Below are 20,408 nucleotides of genomic sequence, written 5' to 3'. Positions count from 1 at the left end.
TTCTTAAGTCTTTGTTTTTGGTATTCAGATTAAGGGGAAACACAATGATGCTTAATAACAAGGTTTGTATTGTTACGGGTGGTGCACAAGGAATTGGACGTTGCATTGTAGAAACCTTTGCAAATCGCGACGCATTACACGTCTATGCTTGCGACATGAATGCCGCAGCAATGACAGATCTCGAAACCAAGTACCCAAATGTGACTGCGGTTGAATTGAATGTCTGTGATCGCGCTTCTATCGCCAACTTTGTAGAAAAAGTGAAAGCAGAACAGGGCAAGATTGATGTGCTGGTGAACAATGCCGGCGTCACTCGCGATAATTTGATTGAAAAAATGACCGAGGAAGATTGGGACTTTGTTTCTGATGTTAACCTCAAGGGCGTATTCAATATGACCCAAGCCGTCGCACCTGTGATGGTTGAGGGTGGCTCGGGCTCGATTGTTACCATGTCATCTGTCGTCGGTACTGACGGTAATATTGGCCAGAGTAATTATGCGGCCACCAAAGGTGGTGTGATCGCCATGACCAAGGGGTGGGCCAAGGAATTTTCACGTAAAGGGGCACAAGTTCGCGCAAACTGTATTGCACCGGGCTTCATCGAAACCCCAATGACGGTTGATCTACCTGAAAAGGTATTGGGCTATATGCGTAGTAAAACCCCGTTGGGTCGGATGGGCAAGCCAGAAGATATCGCCAATGGTGTGCTTTTCCTCGCCAGTGACAGCGCGTCGTTTGTAACAGGCCAAACACTAAAAATTGACGGCGGCTTAGTGATTTAATTCATCGTTTTGTCTAATTTTGACTGCCCCTACTCATATTGCCAGTGCGATGTTTGTAGGGGATTTTTATGCTTGCCATATCCACAACGCTAGAATAGAAAGCTAAGTTCGAACGGCCTATCGTGTTAGAAATGCTTATCGAAGAAATCCTCTTCCCATTCACTCGCTCCATGACGTCCTAGCACGTTAAATTCGAACCAACGGGTCAATACGCCCAACATAATTAATCCTCTATTTGATATTATAAAACCTAATAAGTGCTTTTAAAACATAGAACTACTTTGGCTTGATTTTAGGCTAACAGTTGTACGCTGAATGGTTTTGCGGGTCAATACAAAAGCCTTTCTTCTTGTATGGTTATTGGTGAATTGTGAACTGAGCTTGCTTTTGAGGTTGCTTCTGAGGTGGTTGAAAGCAAAAAAGCTTGGCGGGGTCAGCCAAGCTTTAAGGTGGGGTGAAGCCGGATTAAACTTCAGTTACTGAGGCTTTGCGTCTTACGCTGTCACGCTCGACCAACGTCGGCTCTAGCTGAATAACCTTACTGGTGTCGCGCTTATTCTGGATTTTATCTAACAGGGTATCAACGGCCTGTTGGCCTAACCGATGCTTCGACTGATGAATTGTCGTTAGCGACGGGGTGATGTATTTGGCAAGCTTGATGTCGTCGTAGCCGACAATTGAAAGGTCGTCTGGCACTGAAATACCTTTCTTGTGGGCGGTATTGATCACGCCCATTGCCATCATGTCATTACAGACGAAGAGGGCGGTTGGGAGCTTACCTTTGGCAAACACTTCATTGAAGGCGATTTCGCCTCCCTCACATTCAAAATTACCCGAGGCTATCCAATCTTTGTTGATTGTCAGCCCAGCCTCTTCCATGGCTTGTACAAAACCGGAAAGACGCTGTTGAGCGGGTTGCTTGTCGAGTGGGCCGGTTAGGCAGCCTATCTCGGTATGGCCTTGCTCAATTAAATGTCGGGTGGCCAAGTAGCCGCCGTGGTGCGAATTGTCTTGGATTTTATCGCTTGGGAAATCAATCGGTCCCCAGTCCATGACAACTGTTGGTATGGGCTGGTGGCGGCCAAAGAGATCAAAGGCTTTATCTTCGACTTCACTGCACATCAGTAGCAACCCGTCGACGCGTTTTTGTAGCAAGGTGTCGAGGTTTGAGTGCATCCGTTGGGTGTCCCCTTCGGTGTTGCACAGGATCAGGTTGTACCCTTGCTCGTAACAGCGACGCTCTACGCCTTTCACCACTTCACCAAAAAAAGGGTTGGTGGAGGTCGTTACCAGCATCCCGAAGGTACGGGTGTGGTTTACCTTTAAGCTTCTTGCCAGTGCTGACGGGGCATAGTTGAGCTCGTCGACAGCGGCGAGGACCCGAACAGAGATGTCTTCACTGACAAAGCGAGTTTTATTGAGGACATGGCTAACAGTTGAGGTGGATACCCCGGCATGTTTGGCTACGTCTTTAATGGTCGCCATAGATTCTCCCAAAGCCGCATCCGTCAGGATGCGGCGAAATGTTGCTTATTGGTGCTCAATAAGAAAGCGTTCCACTTCACGACGATGTGGAATAGATGTTTGAGCACCGACTCGTGTAACTGAGATTGCAGCAGAAGCGTGGGCAAAACGAATGGCCTCGTCAATGGCTCTACCTTCCTGAAGGCCTGTGAGTAATGCACCATTGAAAGTATCGCCTGCGCCAGTTGTGTCTTTCGCCTCAACACGAAAGCCTGGCACTTGTTTGCCTTTTCCGTTTTCGCTGATCCAAACGCCTTGGCTACCGAGTGTGATCATGACCAGCTTGATGCCCTTGGCATGCAGTGCATCGGCAGCTTGTTGAGCAGACGTTGTATCGTGAACCTTGATGCCCGTTAGTAGCTCTGCTTCGGTTTCATTAGGGGTAATCATATCAATCAGCTGCAATAAGTCATCTGATAATGCTTGCGCTGGTGCCGGGTTCAATACCACTTGCGTACCCGCACGTTTAGCCACGCTCGCGGCGGCCTCGATGGTCTTGATCGGTGTTTCTAATTGCATCAGCAGGGTATCGGCATTCTCGATAAGGTGATGGTGAGGCTCAATACGGGCTGGGGTTAGGCAACCATTGGCTTCCGCCGAGATAGCGATGCTGTTTTCACCTGTGGCTGCTACTTGGATCATTGCGATGCCTGTTGGCATGTTCGGCTCGACCATCACAGCCTCGATATTCATGCCATCTTTCTCGAAATCTTTACGGATATTGTGGCCGAAACTGTCATCGCCTACTGCTGCAATGAATGCGATATCTGCGCCAAGGCGTGCGGCTGCAACGGCTTGGTTGGCGCCTTTGCCGCCAGGGATCACCGCATAACTATGGCCGTGAAGCGTCTCGCCCGGACGTGGGAAAGATGCAACTTGAAGGACATGGTCAGCATTTACACTACCAAGAACGACTAACTTATTCATATTGGGGACCTTTCATTCTTCTTTGGCCAAAATTTATGGGGTAGGGCTGTGTTCACAATACCGGTTTCGCCATGCTGAAACCTGGAGACAGCGCTAGCCAATAGACTTTGGAAAGTGGTTGCCAGCCTGCTATACCGGGCTGGCAACCGTGTGGCGTCAAATCTATTGAGGGGGCCTCTTTAACTAAAGATTGCCATTACTCAGAGATAACTTTTAGCGGCACAGGAATGTTTGCTTCAACCTGCTCGCCTTTCAGCATTTTGTCTGCAGTTTCAACACCGAGTGCACCGATAAGGTCAGGCTGCTGGGCAATGGTTGCGCCCAACTTGCCGCGTTTAACGGCAGCAATACCGTCTTCAGTACCGTCGAAGCCGACGATAAGCACATCTTTACCTGATGCTTGTACTGCACGTAGCGCACCCAGTGCCATTTCGTCATTCTGGGCAAATACTGCTTGAACGTCAGGGTTTGCCGCTAGCATGTTCTCCATTACGTTCAAGCCCTTGGTACGGTCGAAGTCTGCAGGCTGGCTAGCTAGAAGATCCATACCGCCAGACTCAACAGCGTTCATGAAGCCTTTACCACGCTCGCGGGCAGCGGAAGTACCGGCAATACCTTCTAGCTGGATAACGCGCGCTTTCTCGCCCACTTTTTCCATGATGAACTTACCGGCCATCTCACCACCTGCAACGTTGTCAGAAGCAATGTGGCTGACAACGTCACCGCGTGTAGCGCCACGGTCAAGTGTTAGAACAGGGATCTCAGAGCGGTTTGCCATGCGAATAGCATTGGAAACAGCGTCAGAATCGGTTGGGTTAATCAGGATGGCTTTAACGCCGCGAACCGTTAGATCTTCGATATTGGAAAGCTCTTTACTCGGGTCGTTTTGTGAATCCAGTACGATTAGGTTATAGCCTAGTTCTTGTGCTTTAGCCTCTGCACCTTCCTTCATGGTGACGAAGAATGGGTTGTTAAGAGTCGAAACCACCATGGCCATTGTGTCTTGCGCAGCAGCTGTAGTGCTGAAAGAGGCAGAGATAACAGCGGCAGAGATCAGGGTTGCTAACTTTTTCATTCTGTTTTCCTTTCTACATATGTCGGGTTGGTTTGCGGGCAGGGGGAACTACCCGCACTGCTAGTTCAACTAGCGACAGAGGTTTACTTATTTTTATTGTCTACAAGGACTGCCAGCAGAATTACCACTGCTTTTGCAATCATCTGGTAGTAGGAGGACACGTCCAATAGGTTTAGTGCGTTGTTCAAGAAGCCGATGATCAGGGCACCGATAAGCGTACCCATGATGCGACCCTTACCGCCGGCAAGGCTAGTGCCGCCAAGTACAACGGCTGCGATGGCGTCAAGCTCATAGCCCATACCCGCTGTCGGCTGTGCCGAAGATAGGCGAGAAGTCACAATGATGCCGGCCAGGGCGGCGAGCAGGCCACAGATGGCGTAGACGCCGATCTTGACGCGGTCTACGTTGATGCCCGAAAGGCGAGCTGCCGATTCGTTTCCGCCAAGTGCATAGATGTAGCGACCAAAACGGGTATGGTTCAATAGGTACCAAACGGCGGCAAATACAATCACCATCAGCCAGATAGGTACAGGGATACCCATCGCATAGCCAGTACCGAACCAAGCGAAGCTGTCAGCAACATCAGTAAAACCAGTCGAGATAGGTCGACCGTCGGTATAAACCATGGTGACACCACGCAATAGGGTCATGGTCACCAAGGTGGCGATGAAGGCCTGTACCTTGCCCTTGGCAATGATCACGCCGCTGATGGCGCCCAATGCAGCACCGGCAAGCAATGCTGTTGGGACGGCAATCATTACCGACACTTCCATTGCAATGAGCGAGGCGGCAAATGCCCCACACAGTGCCAATACCGAGCCGACACTCAGGTCGATACCCGCAGTCAGGATAACCAAGGTCATGCCCACGGCGATAATCGCATTGACCGAAGTCTGGCGAAGAATGTTCAGGATGTTATCGACGGTGAAGAAGTTCGGGTTTAGGAACGACACCACGATAATAAGAAATATCAAGGCAATCAGTGATTTTTGCTCAATCAACCACTCTTTGCTAAATAGCTTGGCGCTACCGGAGTTTTGTTGTTTAGTCATAGCGTTGCTGCTCATGCTGCTACCTCGTTGATTTGTTTACCCACAGCGCAGGCTAGTAGTTTTTCTTGGTCGGCTTCATTAGCCATGAATTCGCCGCTGATCTTGCCTTCGTGCATCACCAGAATTCGGTCGCTCATACCCAGCACTTCTGGCATTTCAGAAGACACGAGAATGATGCTCATCCCTTCAGACTTGAATTGGTTGATCAGCTGATAGATCTCTTTCTTGGCACCGACATCGACACCTCGGGTTGGCTCATCGAGGATCAATACTTTCGGCTTGGTCATCAGCCCTTTGGCAATGGCCACTTTTTGCTGGTTACCACCCGATAGGTTGCCAATGATCTGGTTGCGGGTTGGCGTCTTGATATTGAATAGGCGGATAAAGTCTTCCACCGCAGTCACTTCATCGTAGTGGTTGAGCTGCATGCCTTTCGAAAGCTGCTCTAGCGAACAAATCGACATGTTCTCTTTTACCGACAGACCAAGGATCAAACCATCGCCCTTGCGGTCTTCCGAGATATAAGCGATACCGTTAGCGAGGCCGTCTTGTGGGCTGATTGGGTTAATTAACTTACCGTCAAGAATCACATCGCCAGAGTCACGCTTAAGCGCACCGTAGATCACTTTCATCAGCTCGGTACGGCCAGCACCCATCAAGCCCGAAATACCAAGGATTTCACCGCGGTCTAGGTTGAAGCTGACATCATGCACACCAGCGCCATTGAGGTTCTTCACTTCAAGGCAGGTTGTACCGTGGGTAACATCAATACGCGGGTACTGCTCGTCAAGGCGACGGCCTACCATCATTTCGATCAGGCCGTCTTCATCGGTATCGGCAACGGCGCGTTGGCCGATGAATTTCCCGTCACGAAGGACGGTGATGTCGTCACAAATCTCAAAAATTTCTTTTAGGCGGTGCGAGATATAAACAATGCCGCAGCCTTCGTCGCGCAGTTCGTTGATCACCTTAAATAGCGATTCAGTCTCGGTGTCAGTCAGGGCATCGGTAGGCTCATCCATAATGATGACCTGAGACTTAAACGATAGTGCTTTGGCGATTTCAACCATTTGTTGTTCGCCAAGGCTAAGCTCTCCCAATAGCTGGCGTGAACTGTGTTTTACATTCAGTCGCTTAAGCAGCGCATCCGCTTCCTTGTACATTTGCGACCATTTGATGCCGCCAAACGCATTGGTTTTCTCACGGCCCAAAAAGATGTTCTCAGCAATCGTAAGCTCTGGGATCAGGTTTAGTTCTTGGTGGATGATGCTAATACCCGCTTCTTGCGAGTGGCGCGGGCCGTTGAAGTTAACAGTACTACCTTCATATCGGATCTCACCGGCATCCATGTGGTAGATGCCCGTCAACACCTTCATTAGGGTTGATTTACCTGCCCCGTTTTCTCCCATTAAGGCCATCACCTTACCGGGATAGACATTTAAGCTGGCCTTATCCAGTGCTTTAACGCCAGGAAACGCTTTCTCGATGTCTTTTAGTTCTAAAATTGGCTGTTTCATGTCAATTCCTTGCAACTCGTTCAATGTGTTGCTGTTAAAACACAACGCCGGCTTGGAAGATCACGTTGGCATAAGGGGTACATTCTCCAGTGCGGATGACCGCTTTACTGTTTTCGGTGTGTACCTTGAATGCCTCGTGGGTCACATAATTAATATTGATGCGCTTGCCGCAGGCTTTTTCTTCCTGCTGAATCAATGCAATGAGCGCATCATGGTGATCAGGGCTGACCTGCTTAAATTCTTCAGCCATCACTACGCCTTCAATTTGCATTTCACCAAGAACGGCTTGCACCGTTTGGATAAACGTTGGTACGCCAGGAATGAGCGCCAGGTCGATGCGTTGGGTCACATCAGGGATAGGTAAACCCGCATCGCAGACTGTAATTTCATCGGTATGGCCCAATGTGGCGACCACATATGACAGCTCGGCATTGATGAGTGCGCTTTTTTTCATGTTTGCACCTTATTCATTGATGGTGGTGATGCTTTGTTCTCGAAACCAGCCTTGGTCGATTTGTTCCTTTGTTTTTTGTGACATCGAAACGATTACGCAAACGTTTCGATGGCGGTAAATGTAAAAGCAAACGTTTCGATGCGCATTAAGTATGGGTGAGTTTTGTGATTGGGATCAGAAGAATTATGCTTTTAGTGAATATATCGTGAGCTTCGTCGGCATAACCGTTAGAGAAAGTGTCATTTCTTGGTCAGATTTTAATTTGTGTGAAAGATTGCTTTGAAACAGGGATAGATAAAAGCGTATTATTCCTCCCTGATATTTCTCAGAGTGCACACGGAAGGTTCATGGCTTTATCGCTTATCGCTTATCGATTTTCAACCACTGTTTATGAGCTTGGCACCCACCTCGGTTGGGATGTTGCTTTTTGCATTAAACAGAAAAAAAATGTGGTTGGCGAAGCTATCACTAGCCGGAATGGTATTGGCGGTGATCTTTCTCGTGCTATTTCAGTATCTAGATTACAAATACTTAGAGTCATGCCTGATGCAGGGGGAAGGTTACAATCCGTTCCACAATACCTGCATTAAGTTAAGTGAATAAAGCACCACAGCCCGTTTTAGGTCATCGTCGCGATGATCACTTGTGAGCTGTGGAATGTGGCGTAGACTTCCATACCGATACTGAAAGTGGCGTCTTCTTCTTGTGTTTGGCTAACCAGTGCGCAGATGTCATTTTCATCACTGATTTTAATGAACAGCTCTGTTGAGTGACCATCTGATTCAATTGAAGTGAGTGTCCCGCCCAATTGGTTCAACTCGCTGTGGTTTGTTCGCTGCCGGGTTACAGTAATGGCTGGCCCTTTGATCAGTGCGACCACATCTTTCCCTATTGTTAGGTTCAACCTCAAAGTACTGCCATGGGTCACTGTCGCGATGACGGCTTCACCCCCGGCGAGCCCAATATGGACCAAATCATGCAGGTCGTGGTTTTCAATCGCAGTGATCGAGCCAAAAAGCTGGTTACGGGCGCTGGTTTGCAGTGATAGCTTGCTCATCACGCCCAGCAGGCTATGGAGTGGCACGTTGTCGTCATTGAGCGCTTGCAGTCCCATGCTTTGAATATGATCCAGTAACTCGTACATTTGCACCAGGCGTTTGCCTTGATGGGTAAGGAGTGCGCCGCCGCCCCCTTTGCCACCTTTCTCACTGTCTACCACTGGTGTTTCCGCACGGCTGTTCATATCCTTTACCGCATCAAAGGCTGCCTTATAGCTAATACCTGCAAGTTTGGCGCCCTGGCTAATAGAGCCTGTTTCTTCTATGGCCTTCAATAACGCTATCCTGCGCGGATTGGCAAACACTTTTCCGTTTTGAGAGAGCGTTAGCAGGGCATCAAAGTCCATTTGGCGGTTCCTGTGAGGTGCAAAGCTGAGAACGTGAACCAGCTTCGAGTATGTAAGTGCTTAATTGTCGTAGAGTATACCTGATTTTATTACAGGTTTGACGATTATACCTATCGCAAAGATTTCCTGAGCATTCAGTAGGATACCTATGACAATGAACACGCAACAAACCTTACTCTTTATTTTAAATGATGCCCCCTATGGCTCCGAGCGTTCGTTTAATGGCTTAAGGCTCGCTATCAACCTCAATGAGCAAGACGGGGTTGAAACACAGATTAAAATCTTCTTGATGTCTGATGCTGTAACTTGTGCCCTGCCAAAGCAAACGCCGGGTGAAGGTTATGATATTCAGCAAATGCTGGAGATCTTGCTGGCACAAGGTGCCGAGGTGAAATTATGCAAAACGTGCTGCAATGCCCGTGGGATCACAGAGCTGCCCCTGATAGAAGGCGCTGAAATTGGCACCCTCGATGACTTATCACTGTGGACGCTGCAAGCGGATAAAGTGGTGAGTTTTTAGAACCAATTATTAAATATACCCAAGCTTCTTCAAGGTGCCGGATCGATTTTGACAGTTGATAGGCATCTTGTCTTTTAACATGGTATGAAAACTAATAACGGCGATAACTTGCCAATTCTGCTTTAAGAAATGCCAGTAATTCCATTAGCACTTCATCTAAGTCTTCACTGGCGTACATGGCACACATGTGGGCGGGTATTTGTTCCTTTAGATTTATAAAGGTGACATCATCCCATTGGTGCATACGAAAACTGGAAGGCACTATTGAGACCATATTGCTGGTGGCAACCACCGCCATTAAGGTGTTGGGCTCAAACACTTCTTTGGTAACGTTCATGTTCATCTCTTCGACAAGAAAAGAGTTGATGATTAAGCCTGTTGAAGCGGAGTCGTGGCGGTGCATTAGGACAAACTCTTCGGCACTTAACTCACTAATGCCAATGGACTTTCTATCGCAAAGCGGGTGTTCGCTTGAGACAACCAAACACATATTATCATCGAGTACTTTATCGGCCTGGAATGGGGCGATGTTGATAGTATCGGCAAAGCGGGCGAGGCCGAGGTCGATGGACTTGTCGATGAGGCTTTGTTTTTGTCTTTCTGGTGTCAGTTCCAGAAAGTTAAGGGTGTAATTGGGGTTTTTGTCTCGGTATTTTTTTAGCGCTTTACCCAAGCCTGCCCAAAAAAAGGAGCTAATTAAGCCGATATTGATGGTCTTTTTTTCTTTTCGGCTAGCCTTGATGACTTTATTAATTGAGTTCTCATAGAAATCGAACATCAGTTCACATTCGCCTTTGAGTATCCTTCCTACTGACGTTAATTCCACATTGCGTGTATTACGAATAAATAGCTCGGTGCCGAGAATTGATTCAAGTTCTTTGATTTGTGCACTTAATGGCGGTTTGGTGATATTGAGCTTTTCAGCGGCACGACCAAAGTGTTGTTCTTGGGCAACGGCGTAGAAATACTGCAACATTTTTAAGGTAATACGAGAGTGCTGGAAGTGACTATTCATGCTTGTTGTTAGCAAAAACCAAATAATAACAGTATGACATAAAATATCGATTGATCCGATCTCACTGACAATGAAAAGAAGTGAATAGTACAAGTGTGTTAAATGTCACAAAAATCACCCATTTCTTGTTTGGTAACGGTTGTCCCACTGTTTCATCGGATGTCAAGATCACACTTTTTGCACTTACTAGATGGCACCGCAAAATGGTAACTCATTGAATCTACCGCGGAGTGACAGGCTTATCGGCTGTTAGAGCCTGTTAAAGAGGTCAATATATCAGCTGATTGTTATGTTTTTCATAACAATCGTAATGAATATACGAATTCTCATTTTTTCTCTGAGAAATAGCATATAGCCCAGACGCCACGCTATTTAAATCAGAGCTACTATATGAAACAAAATACAGGCTTATTTATATTGGGTTCAATTAATATCGATTTTGTCTCGTTATTAAGTGATTTCCCTAAACCCGGCCAAACAATGATAGCAAACTCTTCGTTTACAGTTCTTGGTGGTAAAGGTGCAAACCAGGCCATTGCAGCATCGAAAGCGAACAGGAACGTTATTTTTTTAGCAAAAACGGGTAATGATGCATTAGCAAATATTGCGACAAAACGATTAGAGCAAGAGCGTTTTGATTCGCTATTAATACATAGAGACGAAAATAGCCTGACGGGGCGTGCATTTATCCAGGTATCAGAGCTTAGTGGCGAAAATAAGATTGTGTTGGATCTTGGGGCTAACTTAGCATTGAGTGAACAAGAACTCGGTGAATATACAATTAGGCTTTCAGGTTGTGCCGTGGCACTGACCCAACTGGAAAATAACTTTCAGGCTACGCACTCTTTTCTGCAATCAGCAAAAAGTCATGGTGTACTGACAGTGTTAAATCCTGCCCCATACTCGGATGAGGTGATTTCACTGCTGCCTTTGGTTGATGTGCTTACCCCAAATGAAACCGAAGCCCAAGACATTTCAGGTATTGAAATTACAGATCTGGAAAGCGCAAAATTGGCCGCGCAAGCCATTCATAACAAAGGGGTAAGTACGGTGATTCTTACCCTTGGGGCAAAGGGTTGCTTGTATTTTGATGGTGCTATTTTTGAGTTTTTTCCTTCAATAAAGGCAGAAGTCTTAGATACTAGTGGTGCAGGCGATGCATTCAACGGTAGCTTTGCTGCGTCGCTGGCGCAGGGGAAGTCGATTCGCGAATCTCTCCAGTATGCCACAGCTTTTGCGTCTCTTGCTGTTGAGCGCAAGGGAGCTTCCAACATGCCAAACCACCAAGAAGCCTTGAACCGCCAGCAAGGAAATTAAGATTATGCACCCGATAAGAAAAGTCATTATCGACACCGATATTGGTGACGATGCTGATGACGCCTTGGCTATCGCTTTAGCCACGCAGCTTAGTAATATTCAACTTCTTGGTATTTCTACCGTATTCGAAAATACCCATTTGCGCGCCAAAATGGCGAAGTATTTATTGGCACAGGCTGGTGTGCATAATATCCCCGTTTTTGCTGGTGACAGCGAGCCGGGAGTAACGGGAAATACGTGTTCAAAAGTGCCGTGCCAATATCAAGAAAAGATGAATCAGTATGAGTTTGATGGCACTGATGTAATGGCATTCTATGAAAAGCTATTAACTGAAAATGAGCAAGTTGCAATTATTGCCATTGGACCGTTAACCAATATCGCTAGGTTAATTACCGAGAAACCTCATTTATTAAATAATAGTGCAGAACTCATTATTATGGGTGGTTGTTTTTATCATCATGCGAATGAATGGAATATTGTTTGCGATCCCGAATCTGCGCAAATCGTTGTTAGCTCTGGGCTAAATATCAAAATGATTGGCCTTGATGTTACAACCCAATGTGAAGTAAGCAGCGAGTTAATTGAGAGGGCAAGAGAGAAAGCCTGCACCCCGTTACAACAATTGGTTATTGAGTGCTGCGATGCATGGAAAGCGCATTCTGGTTTTTCTCCTATCCTGCATGATCCGTTGACGGTATTAGCGTTATCGGATGAGCGTTATTTAAGTTACCAAAAAGAAGACGTGAAAATTGAGCTCAAGGGCGAGCATACCCGAGGTGCGACAGTTATCTCCGAAGACAGGCTTTGGGGAAGGGAGCCTGCAACCAGTAACGTGGTTGTTGGTTATAGAGTTGATGCACAACAAGTAATACGCGAATTCTTTGACAAAGTATTTTCGATGACCCTATAGGTTTGCTATGACGACGATAAAGAAAAAGCTGTCCCTATTAGAAAAAATAGGATTTGGTTCCGGTGATATGGCCATTAACTTGTCCATGATCTCAGCCTCTATGCTGATATATGCTTTTCATGTTCAAGTGGTTGGTTTAACGCCAGTTGATGCCGGTTGGTTATTGCTGGTGGTGCGCTTTATTGATGCATTTACCGATCCAATGATGGGGTGGGCGACAGGCCGATTCCAGTCGCGATATGGCCGCTATCGCCATTGGATTGCCTTGGCTGCTATCCCGATGGGGGTATCCATGTATCTGATGTTCACCACACCGGGCTCAACCTACCAGATGAATCTATTGTGGGCTTATGCCACCTATATTTTCAATACGGTGATGTTTACGGTGGTGACTATTCCGTACATTTCAATGATTGGTGTGATCACCGATGATCCGGATGAGCGTATTACCGCCAATACCTACCGTTTTACCATGGCGAAGACGGCTACCTTGCTGGTGACGACCTTCGTTCCGTTCTGGGTAACATCCCATACTGACCAAGTGGCGGGCTACGCAATGTCGTTTGCCATCATGGGAACAATTGGTGCAGCCTGTCTGCTCTTCTGCTCGGTAACAACCGAGGAAAAGGTGAAGACAGTAGAGAACCATGTGCCGTTCATGGAGCAAGCGAAAAGCCTGCTTAAAAATGACCAATGGGTTGTACTTTGCTTTGCTTGTATTGCATTGATGACGGGCTTTCTTGTGCGCGGCAATATCGCCTTTATCTACGCCACTGAATATACCGGTGCCTCACCGGGTGTGCAGGTCTCGCTGTTCCTTGGTATGTGGTCTATCGGTGGCGTGCTTGCGGCCATTGTGTCGAAGAAGCTGACTCAGCATTTCTGCAAAATTAAGGTATTCCGTTATTCAATGTATGCCTCGGCACTGGTTGGCTTTTCCATGTACTTCTTGGTAGGGCAAGGTGAGTTTGTTGCAGCGGTGGTTTGCTACTTCGTATTCTGCTTTGTTACGGATCTGAACACGCCAATCTTCTGGGCTTCGGTAGCAGAAGTTTCTCATTACGGTGAGAAAAAGACCGGTATCGACTCGTCGGGTATCGCAATGGGGGCAATATCGTTCTGTCAGAAGTTAGGCATGGGATTATCTGGCCCTATTACCGGTTACACCTTGGCTTACTTCGGCTATTCGGCAGCGGCGGAAAAAACACCGGAAGTACTGTCGGGATTATCTCTATCGCTATCCATAGCTCCGGCATTCTTTTTCTTGCTGACTGGGTTGATTATGCGCAAATACGTTATCTCAACGGAGTATTACAAACGCATGATGGCAGTTAGCCACGCGTAATGTTCCTATTTCCAACACTCAATTTTATTTACCAAAAGCTTAATTGGTTAACAAGTCAGTTTACCAACAGCCCAAGTTAATTTCTCAACATCCCCAATTTATATAAAAGGCGGATACATGAAAAAATCGCTTTTAGGCCTCCTATTGCCTGTAGTTTTTAGTGCAAACGTTTCAGCTGATGATATTGAAGCCCCTATTTTAGATAGCGGTGCTATTCCTGGCGCAAACAACCCGCTTTGGATTGAGCTATATACGCGTTATGAAGAAGAAAAGAACCTAGGTATGCAGGGTTTGATTGGTCGTATGGATATGCCTGACTTTGGTGGTATTTATGTCGCGGCTGAATTGAACACCGATGGCTATTATGAGTGGGCGGTGGGGAAAACCTTCAAGCCGTCGCAAAACTCATTCTTGGATGTGTATTTGGCCCGCACTCCTTGGAATAACCGGGTATCGGTGCGTGCTGGCTATAACTGGGACAATGGCTTGATGATGAACTTCCGTGCTCGTCCGGAGTTTGGTTTTGATGATTGGATTGGTACTGACGAAAACGGTAATGAAGTGAACTATGGCACCAACCTAACAGTACGTACGGATGCATTTATTGGTTATAACACAACCAACTATGAATTCTTCTATAACCGTGTTGATTTGTTTGAAACCGACGATGAAATTGCGGAGCAATTTAAATACGGCAAGAAGCATACAACGACTGACCATGAGTTTCGTATTACCTACACAGCCAATAAATGGCGCCCTTACTTCCAGTGGGTGATCATGGAAAATGGTTGGGATACGGGAACAGAACTAAAAGATGACCTGCGCTGGCAGCTTGGTTTTACTCTGCCGATGTAAAACCGATTTGGTTTTAGCTAATTGTATTTTTTAAATTTTTATTATGGTTTCGCCGCATAACAATGCTATGCGGCTTTTTTGCTGAGCTTATTGGATTACCTAAAAGGCTAGCCCGTGCTCATTCCTTAAGCTTGTAGCTATTATATTTTCTGCCTATCAAGCCGTTTGTGCTTCTTTCGCTTCAGCTGTGTCCTCAACCTCTGTTTCAATCAGCTTGTTAAGGCGAGGGGCAAGGTATACACATACGACCCCAACAACGGCGGAGGCGATGGCCAGCATGAAGAAGTAGTGGCCGTATGACGCCAAGCTTTCCACCGGGGTCATTTCTTCGCCACCAGAGGATGACAAGCCTGCAACCCAAGCGCCAGCGACTGATGCCAAGGCCAGCGTCATGTTCCACGCACCATAAATGAAACCACGGATACGGCTTGGGAACAGCTTGGCAATGGCCGATAGCCCCAAGGCTGAAATCAGCAGCTCACCGATGGCAAACAAGAAATGTGGTGCGGCAATCCAGAATGGATTCAGCATACCGTTCTCGTCACCAAAGTATTGCGAGAAGCCCGCACAACCAAAGGCCGCCGCACAAATCAACATACCTAACGCGAACTTGCCGGGCATGGATAAGTCTTTGCCCTTTTCACCCAGGGTTGTATAGATGTGGGCAAGTACCGGGCTCAGGAAGATGATCCACAATGGGTTGAACGATTGGTACGATACCGGGTTGATGGCAAAACCAAAGATCTCTGCTTCCACATTATTGATCGCGAAGAAGTTGAGCGAGGTAGGCATCTGGTTATAGAGAATGAAGAAGGCAAGCGCCTGTCCCATCAATACCAAACCAACTATCATGCGTTTTCGGCTTGTTGGCTGCTCTTTTTTCATTTCCTTGGTGATCAAGAACAAGATAACCAGTGCGGCCAGTGCCAGTACAAGCTGCGCCAACGGTAAATTGGTGAGTAGGTAGCTTGCGGTGGCCACGGCTATAAGCGCACCGGACAGGAACAAGGAATTGGTTTTGAATGGAATTGCACGCTTATCTGCTTCGGTAGCCTTGGTGATCTTCTTATTGAGTAATAAGTAGGTGATCACGTTAACCGCCATGCCAATGCCAGACAAGATAAATGCCGATGTCCAGCCAATGTTATAAGCCATGATAGGTGCGCCAAGCTGGGCGACAAAGGCACCGATGTTGTTCACCATGTAGAACAGGGTGTAGGCAGCGTCTAATCGAGGGTCGTTCTTCTCATAGGCTGATGCAATGATAGTTGGCGGTGCCACACTGCCTATACCTCGACCCACTGCCACGGTACCCAAGCCCACAAAGACAAAGTGCGGTTGGGCCGTAATAGCAGAATAGGCAATGATAAAGTAGCCCAAGCCTTGGAAGGTAAAGCCCCACACTAAGGTACGCTTGGCACCTAAAATTTTGTCGGCTAGCCAACCACCGACAAACAGCATGGCAGCACCCAGGGCGGCAAAGGCACCGAAGGTAGCGAATGAGGTTTTTTGGTCGACCCCAAGTTCATCGCCGAGGAACACCGGTAAGATTGCCCATAGGCTATAGAAAGATAACGCCCACCAAAACTGGCATGAGCAAAGAATGTAAAAGGTTAACGGATGACGCTTCTTCATTGTCATTCTCCAGTTAGCTTAGAGTGCTTGGGTATAGAAAGCCTTATAGGCGCGGTATAGCTCGTAGATGTCGAACTTGGAGGCCAGCTCGAATGGCGAGTGCATTGAAAGCAGGGCGGCACCGGCATCAATGGTGTTGATGCCATAGTGGGCAAGGTATTTTGCCACTGTGCCACCACCGCCTTCGTCGACTTTGCCAAGCAAGCCGGTTTGCCATTTGATTTCGTTGTCATCGAAAATGCGGCGAAGCGAGGCGACGTATTCGGCATCGGCATCATTGGATGCCACTTTGCCGCCATGGCCGGTGTATTTGGTGATCACCAAGCCATAGCCTAACTTGGAGGCATTTTGCGCATCGTGGACGGATTCGAACAACGGGTTGAGGCCCGCATTAACATCTGATGACAATGCGTGGGATTGCCATAGGCAGCGGCGGAGCTGCTGGTCGTTGAACGGAGTGTCGGTTTGGCGGATTAGCAGTTCGCCGGTGAAATATTCAAGGTAGCGAGACTCTAGCCCCGTTGCGCCCGACGAGCCGATTTCTTCTTTGTCGACCAAGAAGCACACTGCAGTGTGAGTGGGCGTGTCGATATCAAAAATGGCTTCTAGCGACGTGTAGGCACAGATGCGATCATCCTGGCCATAAGCACCAACCATGCCCTGATCAAGGCCAACATCGCGGGCTTTTCCTGCAGGCACTAGCATTAGCTCTGCTGAAATGAAGTCCGGCTCACTAATTTCATATTGCTCGAACAATTTGGTTAAAACATGGCGCTTGACCGTTTCCTTGATTTTTTCGTCATCGAAGGCCATGGGGACGGAGCCAATAATGATTTGTAGCTCTTCGCCTTTGAGTACTTCGTCGGCCTTGCGTTCACGTTGTACCTTGCGATCGAGGTGAGGCAGAAGATCGGGGATCGTGAATACAGGATCGGTTTCATCTTCGCCAATGGCAATATCGACTCGGCGCCCAGATTTGGTGACAACGACACCATGCAAGGCAAGGGGACGGGATGCCCATTGGTATTTCTTGATACCGCCATAATAGTGGGTGCGCATCAATGCCAATTCATTTTTTTCATATAACGGATTGGGTTTGAGGTCCAAGCGGGGGGAATCAATGTGCGATACTACATAGCGGATCCCATCGCGGATTAGCCTTTCACCAATCAATGCCAATACCACGTTCTTATTACGATTAATAAAGTAGGCTTTATCACCTGGCTTTAATTCATCAAATTCAGAAATTGGGCGAAATCCGTGTTGCTCTGCTTGGGTAATTGCTGCAGTGACGCATTGGCGCTCAGTTTTTCCTATATTGAGAAAGTGTTTGTAGTCTTCACAGAAATGGTGAATGTCATCGGCTTTATTATTATCGGTCTCTAGCCAGCCATTTGTGAACTTTAGCGTTTCCATTGCTTTACTCCGCATCTGTTAATGATCGTTCGCTACGGAGATTATCATTCTGCTTGCCATGTCGTTTGTGAGGATGATCTTCTTATTGATAATAAAAAATCAAGATTAACGTCTAGTTTATTGACTTTATTGTAAGTTAAAAGTCTGGTTTTGTGGTTTGTTCATAGTTGGAAATAAAAAACGCTTGAAATGCGTATTTAATAACATGTTTAGTTGGTAGCCCTAGTAACGCCAGTGGGTGGTAAAATTAAATTGAATAATTCAACTCATCTTTAGTCAATTGAAAATAACAAGTAAGATTTGAAAAATATCCGTATGTAAAAGAATAGAGATTGAATATAGCTGCCCAAAAAAACAAGCACTATTATTTTTTTGTCTAACCATTAGTTTTACTAATGTGTTGATGTTTTTGCTAAGCTTGTTGGTAATTTATAAAATATTGTCAATGATGCTTTATAATGTAGCGTGTCAGCTTATCGATGCACTTTTTTGATGACTATAAGGGTAAATATTTCCAATAGTAGCATGAATACCACTCTTGTTATTCCATTATGTTCTTATGTGGCGTTTAGATATAACCATATCTCCATATTCACCATGATGCACTTATCATAATTTTTATCTAAGTAGTATTTTGTTCTGGAATTGGGCTTTGCTCACAAAAAAATAAACATTACTAATTATAATCACCTACAAGTTGAAAGGATAAGGCTTTATATCTAGATGGAATTAAAGATGCGATATATTTATCTATCTAGGTGGTGTTAAGCAGCTCATTAATATAAAGGCTGAGTGAGTTCACATTAATTCGTAAAGCGGTTGCTACTTGCCTAATAAATGAAGTTGTCAAAAAGAACTGATTTGTTTGATATGCCCTTCTTTATATAGAAGGAGAGGGGTATGAAGTCGTGAAATAGCAATCGGTGAATTATATGTCAGAACTATACGATGTCATCATTATTGGTGGCGGTGCTGGTGGGATGTCAGCAGGAGTTTATGCCGCACGCGGTAAAATGAAAACTCTGATCATAGAAGATAAGCGTAATACTGGCGGTCAAGCCGCAACAACCAGTGAAATGGAAAATTACCCAGGTATTGTCGAGGCCACTGGCCCGCAATTGATGGATATGTTCCGTGAGCACTGTAATAAGTTTGGTGTGGAATTTGCCCGAGGTTTAGTTTCTGAAATTTCAATTGCCGACGATGGTTTTATTAAAACATTGAAAACCACCAAAGGTGAGGAATTCCAGACTAAGAGCATTATTGTGGCAACAGGCGCGACACCTAGGATCTTGGGCATTACGGGCGAGTCGGAATTCCGTGGTAAAGGGGTTTCTTACTGTGCGACTTGCGATGCTGACTTTTATGAAGAGCTAGATGTTGTGGTTGTCGGTTCAGGGAATACTGCGGTTGAAGAATCGGTGTTTCTAACCAAGTTTGTCAATAAAGTCACCATGATCGTTCTTCATGATCAAGGCATTCTGGATGCGGATCGTACCGCTCAGGAGCAGGCTTTCGCCAACGATAAAATTGAGTTTGTGTGGAACTCGGTGGTGGAAGAGATTTGCGGTGATGAACTGGTCAGTGGCGTGAAGCTGAAGAACCTGAAAACCGGCGATATTACTGAGCTTTCTGCTGACGGTGTATTTATGTTTGTTGGCACTGTGCCAAAAACAGATTTTATTAAAGGCTTGGTCGAGCTGACCCCGCAGGGTTACGTCATTACCAATGAGAAGCAGGAAACCAATGTACCGGGTATCTTTGCCGTGGGTGATGTGACCGATAAGTTCCTCCGTCAGGTGGTGACTGCAGCAGGTGATGGGGCTGTGGCCGCGGTGGCAGCCGACCGCTACATCGAAGAAGAAGAGAGCTGGCGCAAGTCGGTAGCGGAGTTTGGTGGTACAGCGATGGTCGCGTTCTGGAACCCGCTGAGCAAAGAAAGCCTAGAGGTGATCAATCAGCTTGAAATCAAGTGCAAAGACAACCCAGATCAGCGCGTTGTGACCATTGATACCTACAAGAGCCAAAACATTGCGAACCGTTTCTCGGTATCTGAAGTGCCTGTAGTAATTCGATTTGACGCTGGGCAGGAAGCCAAGCGAGTAGATGTTAAGGATATTACCGAGTTAGAAACTCTGTATTAAGGGAAACGCAATGATCGAACTAACCAAAGAAAACTTTGATGCTGAAGTAAAAGTAGATGGCGTCGTCTTGGTGGATTTCTGGAGCGAAAACTGTGGCCGCTGCATTGAACTAATGCCAGAAGTCATGGAGTTGGCGGAGAAATACGGCAACGAAATCAAATTCTGCAAACTGAATATTCAGGGTAACCGTCGCTTGGCGATGGCGCAGAAAGTGATGGGCCTACCTTCTTTTGTTTTCTACAAAAATGGTGAAAAAGTTGAACACCTATCTGGCGAAGAGCTAGAGATGGAAGACGTTGCCAGCACGGTAGAAAGCTTTATTGCAGAGACGGCTTAATCCGTTCGCTGCTGGTGGCATTGCTGCCAAACAGAATTTGTATTTAATAGGCAATCGCCTGTTTGCACAAATAAAGCCTGACTTTAAAGAATTGCCTCGGAAGAGAAAGTTTGAGAACTCAGTGCTTAATGAAAAACCATGCGAACTTAATGAGCATATCGCGAGTTGATAAGCATGA

Annotated in this window: 19 protein-coding genes; 9 read left to right on the top strand and 10 right to left on the bottom strand. The window is 46.5% G+C overall.

The window, feature by feature from the left end; translation table 11 throughout:
- Positions 1 to 47: 47 nt before the first annotated feature.
- Positions 48 to 782, top strand: coding sequence for a 3-oxoacyl-ACP reductase FabG (gene fabG, locus C9I98_RS07430; RefSeq protein ID WP_036819136.1), 735 nt, complete (start codon positions 48 to 50; stop codon positions 780 to 782).
- Between the two features lie 465 nt (positions 783 to 1,247).
- Here fabG and C9I98_RS07425 read toward each other — a convergent pair whose 3' ends face one another.
- The 6 genes from C9I98_RS07425 to rbsD all read right to left on the bottom strand — a co-directional run bounded on the left by C9I98_RS07425 (position 1,248) and on the right by rbsD (position 7,331).
- Complete coding sequence (locus C9I98_RS07425) at positions 1,248 to 2,267, bottom strand: substrate-binding domain-containing protein (protein ID WP_036832626.1); 1,020 nt, start codon at positions 2,265 to 2,267, stop codon at positions 1,248 to 1,250.
- Positions 2,268 to 2,312: 45 nt separating this feature from the next.
- Entirely contained in the window at positions 2,313 to 3,233 is a 921-nt protein-coding gene (gene rbsK / locus C9I98_RS07420; protein ID WP_036832629.1) for a ribokinase, read from the bottom strand.
- Between the two features lie 196 nt (positions 3,234 to 3,429).
- Positions 3,430 to 4,308 carry a ribose ABC transporter substrate-binding protein RbsB gene (gene rbsB, locus C9I98_RS07415; RefSeq protein ID WP_036832632.1) on the bottom strand — a complete coding sequence of 293 codons (879 nt, stop codon included), beginning with the start codon at positions 4,306 to 4,308 and terminating at the stop codon, positions 3,430 to 3,432.
- Positions 4,309 to 4,391: 83 nt separating this feature from the next.
- Entirely contained in the window at positions 4,392 to 5,375 is a 984-nt protein-coding gene (gene rbsC / locus C9I98_RS07410; RefSeq protein WP_036832634.1) for a ribose ABC transporter permease, read from the bottom strand.
- Entirely contained in the window at positions 5,372 to 6,877 is a 1,506-nt protein-coding gene (rbsA, locus tag C9I98_RS07405; RefSeq protein WP_036832636.1) for a ribose ABC transporter ATP-binding protein RbsA, read from the bottom strand. Before rbsA ends, rbsC begins: the two co-directional genes overlap by 4 nt.
- A 34-nt stretch (positions 6,878 to 6,911) precedes the next feature.
- The gene (rbsD, locus tag C9I98_RS07400) at positions 6,912 to 7,331 is read right to left on the bottom strand and encodes a D-ribose pyranase (RefSeq protein ID WP_036832638.1); all 420 of its coding nucleotides are present in this window, start codon (positions 7,329 to 7,331) and stop codon (positions 6,912 to 6,914) included.
- A 347-nt stretch (positions 7,332 to 7,678) separates the two neighbouring features.
- On the opposite strand from rbsD, the gene C9I98_RS07395 reads away from it, so the two are divergent.
- On the top strand, positions 7,679 to 7,921 hold the full coding sequence (locus C9I98_RS07395; protein WP_146153862.1) for a hypothetical protein: 243 nt from the start codon (positions 7,679 to 7,681) through the stop codon (positions 7,919 to 7,921).
- A 29-nt stretch (positions 7,922 to 7,950) separates the two neighbouring features.
- Here C9I98_RS07395 and C9I98_RS07390 read toward each other — a convergent pair whose 3' ends face one another.
- The gene (locus C9I98_RS07390) at positions 7,951 to 8,736 is read right to left on the bottom strand and encodes a TOBE domain-containing protein (protein ID WP_036832642.1); all 786 of its coding nucleotides are present in this window, start codon (positions 8,734 to 8,736) and stop codon (positions 7,951 to 7,953) included.
- A gap of 154 nt (positions 8,737 to 8,890) precedes the next feature.
- Between C9I98_RS07390 and C9I98_RS07385 the strand changes: the two genes are divergently transcribed.
- On the top strand, positions 8,891 to 9,256 hold the full coding sequence (locus C9I98_RS07385; RefSeq protein ID WP_036832650.1) for a DsrE/DsrF/TusD sulfur relay family protein: 366 nt from the start codon (positions 8,891 to 8,893) through the stop codon (positions 9,254 to 9,256).
- Between the two features lie 91 nt (positions 9,257 to 9,347).
- On the opposite strand, the gene C9I98_RS07380 is transcribed toward C9I98_RS07385, so the two are convergent.
- Positions 9,348 to 10,271, bottom strand: coding sequence for a LysR substrate-binding domain-containing protein (locus tag C9I98_RS07380; protein ID WP_036832645.1), 924 nt, complete (start codon positions 10,269 to 10,271; stop codon positions 9,348 to 9,350).
- A gap of 390 nt (positions 10,272 to 10,661) precedes the next feature.
- Here C9I98_RS07380 and C9I98_RS07375 point away from each other — a divergent pair, with 390 nt between their 5' ends.
- From C9I98_RS07375 to C9I98_RS07360, 4 genes are all read left to right on the top strand, one after another.
- Positions 10,662 to 11,588 carry a ribokinase gene (locus C9I98_RS07375; RefSeq protein ID WP_036832647.1) on the top strand — a complete coding sequence of 309 codons (927 nt, stop codon included), beginning with the start codon at positions 10,662 to 10,664 and terminating at the stop codon, positions 11,586 to 11,588.
- Between the two features lie 4 nt (positions 11,589 to 11,592).
- Complete coding sequence (locus C9I98_RS07370) at positions 11,593 to 12,498, top strand: nucleoside hydrolase (protein WP_051902748.1); 906 nt, start codon at positions 11,593 to 11,595, stop codon at positions 12,496 to 12,498.
- A gap of 7 nt (positions 12,499 to 12,505) precedes the next feature.
- Positions 12,506 to 13,843, top strand: a complete 1,338-nt coding sequence (locus tag C9I98_RS07365) for an MFS transporter (RefSeq protein WP_107271797.1) — start codon at positions 12,506 to 12,508, stop codon at positions 13,841 to 13,843.
- Between the two features lie 117 nt (positions 13,844 to 13,960).
- The gene (locus C9I98_RS07360) at positions 13,961 to 14,698 is read left to right on the top strand and encodes a hypothetical protein (protein WP_107271796.1); all 738 of its coding nucleotides are present in this window, start codon (positions 13,961 to 13,963) and stop codon (positions 14,696 to 14,698) included.
- 156 nt (positions 14,699 to 14,854) lie between these two features.
- On the opposite strand, the gene C9I98_RS07355 is transcribed toward C9I98_RS07360, so the two are convergent.
- Together C9I98_RS07355 and C9I98_RS07350 are read right to left on the bottom strand one after the other, a co-directional pair.
- Positions 14,855 to 16,333: an oligopeptide:H+ symporter gene (locus C9I98_RS07355; RefSeq protein WP_107271795.1), complete on the bottom strand. Its 1,479-nt coding sequence runs from the start codon at positions 16,331 to 16,333 to the stop codon at positions 14,855 to 14,857.
- Positions 16,334 to 16,351: 18 nt separating this feature from the next.
- On the bottom strand, positions 16,352 to 17,749 hold the full coding sequence (locus C9I98_RS07350) for an aminopeptidase (protein WP_107271794.1): 1,398 nt from the start codon (positions 17,747 to 17,749) through the stop codon (positions 16,352 to 16,354).
- 932 nt (positions 17,750 to 18,681) lie between these two features.
- On the opposite strand from C9I98_RS07350, the gene trxB reads away from it, so the two are divergent.
- Positions 18,682 to 19,893 (top strand): thioredoxin-disulfide reductase, encoded by a 1,212-nt coding sequence (trxB, locus tag C9I98_RS07345; RefSeq protein WP_107271793.1) that lies wholly within the window; start codon positions 18,682 to 18,684, stop codon positions 19,891 to 19,893.
- A 10-nt stretch (positions 19,894 to 19,903) separates the two neighbouring features.
- Positions 19,904 to 20,230, top strand: a complete 327-nt coding sequence (gene trxA, locus C9I98_RS07340) for a thioredoxin TrxA (protein ID WP_036830735.1) — start codon at positions 19,904 to 19,906, stop codon at positions 20,228 to 20,230.
- The last annotated feature ends 178 nt before the right edge of the window (positions 20,231 to 20,408 follow it).

This window comes from Photobacterium sanctipauli, from assembly GCF_003026495.1.
GTDB classification, from domain to species: Bacteria; Pseudomonadota; Gammaproteobacteria; order Enterobacterales; family Vibrionaceae; genus Photobacterium; species Photobacterium sanctipauli.
Note: the sequence above shows the minus strand (reverse complement) of the source record. Positions and strands in the feature narration are given on the sequence as shown.